The organism is Dietzia sp. DQ11-71, assembly GCF_014144995.1.
Taxonomy (GTDB): Bacteria; Actinomycetota; Actinomycetes; order Mycobacteriales; family Mycobacteriaceae; genus Dietzia; species Dietzia kunjamensis.
In genome coordinates, this window is the sequence record NZ_JAALDT010000427.1 from 1 (window position 1) to 2,148 (window position 2,148).

Below are 2,148 nucleotides of genomic sequence, written 5' to 3' on the forward strand. Positions count from 1 at the left end.
GGGCGGTCCCGCCGACGCCGAGGACGACCGCGGTGGGCGCCGGGGGCAGGTCCCCGAAGGCGGCGAGCGCCCCGGTCACCCCGTCCACATCGGTGCAGTCGGCGAACCAGCCGCCCGCCCGCCGGACGAGGGTGTTGGCGCTGCCGACGATGCGGGCGCGGTCACTCACCTCGTCGGCGTAGGCGAGGGCGGCGAACTTGCCGGGCATCGTGACCGAGTAACCGATGCGGTCGGCGGGCGACGAGTCGACCACAGACGGCAGTCGTTCGGCGTCGCAGTCGATGCGTTCGTAGGTCCAGTCGTCGAGGCCGAGCGCCCGGTACGCGGCACCGTGCAGGACCGGGGACAGCGAGTGGTCCACCGGGTGCCCCAGGACGGCCGCCGAGCGCGGTGCGCCCGTGGGATCAGCGACCACTGGCGAGGACTCCGTTGGCGATGGCCTCGCTCTGATAGCGCTCGTGCTCCGGGTACTCGTCCGCGAATCTGGTGGTGCCCTCCATGTCGACCGTGACGAAGTACTTCCACTGCCCGTCGGCAGGGTTCTCCATCGCGCGCAGTGCGTCGAGACCCGGTGAACCGATCGGGCCGTAGGGCAGTCCGTCCATCGCGTAGGTGTTCCACGGGGTCACCTCGGCCCGGTCGGCGTCGGTGGTGGCGATCTCCTGGTCGGCGAGAGCGTAGTTGACCGTGGAGTCGAACTGGAGACGCATGGGCTCGGCGAGGCGGTTGAGGATGACCCGCGCGACCTTGTCGAAGTCCTGGAGCTTGCCCTCCTTTTCCACCAGCGACGCGGCGGTGACCACCTCGTAGGGGGTGAGACCGATACGGTCTGCGGCCGGGACGAGTCCGGTCTCGTCGTAGGAGGCGGTCGAGGCGTCGATGAGCTGACGCAGGATCTCGACGGGCTCGGACTGCGGGTTGATGTTGTGGACCCCCGGGGCGATCAACCCCTCGAGGCGACGGACCGGGTCCGGGGCGCCCCGGACCTCGTCGATGGCCCAGTCGGGGACCGCGAGTTCGGCCGGGTCGGCCTGCACGGCCGCGTCGACGATCTCCTGGGGCTGCCGACACATCGGGGCGGCCTCGGGCTCGTCCAGATCGCGGAGGCACGTGGCGTCGGCGATCAGGGTGTAGATGCCCTTCTCCCTGCCACCGCCGACCACCACGGTGTCGAGCAGCCGGCCGCCCGGCTTGACCTCGACGAAACCGACGCGGTTCTGCGGGTCCGCCAGCGCGTCCACCGCGGCGGCGGCGCTCATCTCCTGCCGCACCTGGTAGTAGCCGGGCTGGATGCCCTCGACGGGCGTCCCCGCCGCCGCTCCCGTGAAGGCGCGGGTACTGGCCACGGTGCCGATGTCGTAGAGGCGGTCCCCGACGACCCCCAGGGTGTCCCCCGGCTCCACGTGCAGCAGCGCGTTCCCGCTGCCCTGCCCGTCGAAGTCCGGCGCCGCCGCGACCTCGGTGTTCTGGTTGCGGTAGACCATCACGCCGAAGGCGAGGACCACCCCGATCACGGCCGCCAGGAGGATGAACCTCGTGGTGGCTCCCGTACGTGAGCGTCCTCGTGCCGCAGACATCGTGCTCCTCGGTCATGGTGTCAGGGGAGCTGTCCCGCGGACAGCATCGTGCTCGTCGGCCAGTTTATCCAGGCGGGCAGGCCGGGGGGTCGCTCATCGGCGGGCGTGCCGCGAGTCGATCCAGGCCTGGAGCAGGACCACGGCGGCCGCCTGGTCGATCACGTCGCGCTGTTTCCGGGTGTTGCGGCCGGCGCCGTGCAGTGCCGAACTCGCGGTCACCGTCGTCAGTCTCTCATCGACGAGGTCCACCGGCAGGTCGGGCGCCCCGGCCGTCAGGGCGGTGGCGAACGAGCGGGCCATCGCGGTGGACGCGGTCTCCCGGCCCTTGAGCGAGGTGGGCAGGCCGACCACCACACCCACGGCGTCGTACTCCTCGACGAGCTCGGCGAGACGCCGGAGTTCGGTGGCCCACCCGGGGTCGCCGTCCGTGACCCGGATGGTCTCGACCGGGGTGGCGAGGATCCCGTCGGGGTCACAGGAGGCCACACCGATGCGGGCGGTGCCCACGTCCAGTCCGAGTCGGCGCCCGCGGGTCCAGCCGCCGCCGGACGTGGCGGGCCCGGCTGGCCCG

Annotated in this window: 2 protein-coding genes and 1 pseudogene; all 3 read right to left on the reverse strand. The window is 71.9% G+C overall.

Annotated features, from left to right (window positions below; translation table 11 throughout):
- A pseudogene (locus G6023_RS13870) lies at positions 1-415 on the reverse strand (shikimate dehydrogenase); the annotation flags it as partial.
- The gene (locus G6023_RS13875; protein WP_182636054.1) at positions 405-1,577 is read right to left on the reverse strand and encodes an endolytic transglycosylase MltG; all 1,173 of its coding nucleotides are present in this window, start codon (positions 1,575-1,577) and stop codon (positions 405-407) included. The gene G6023_RS13875 and the pseudogene G6023_RS13870, both read right to left, overlap by 11 nt.
- 93 nt (positions 1,578-1,670) lie before the next feature.
- Positions 1,671-2,148, reverse strand: a 478-nt coding sequence (gene ruvX, locus G6023_RS13880; RefSeq protein WP_472986451.1) for a Holliday junction resolvase RuvX, incomplete at its 5' end; no start/stop codon positions are given.

Excerpts from the sequence above, each read along its gene's own strand:
- G6023_RS13875 (WP_182636054.1), bottom strand. The coding sequence starts at position 1,577 with ATGTCTGCGGCACGAGGACGCTCACGTACGGGAGCCACCACGAGGTTC.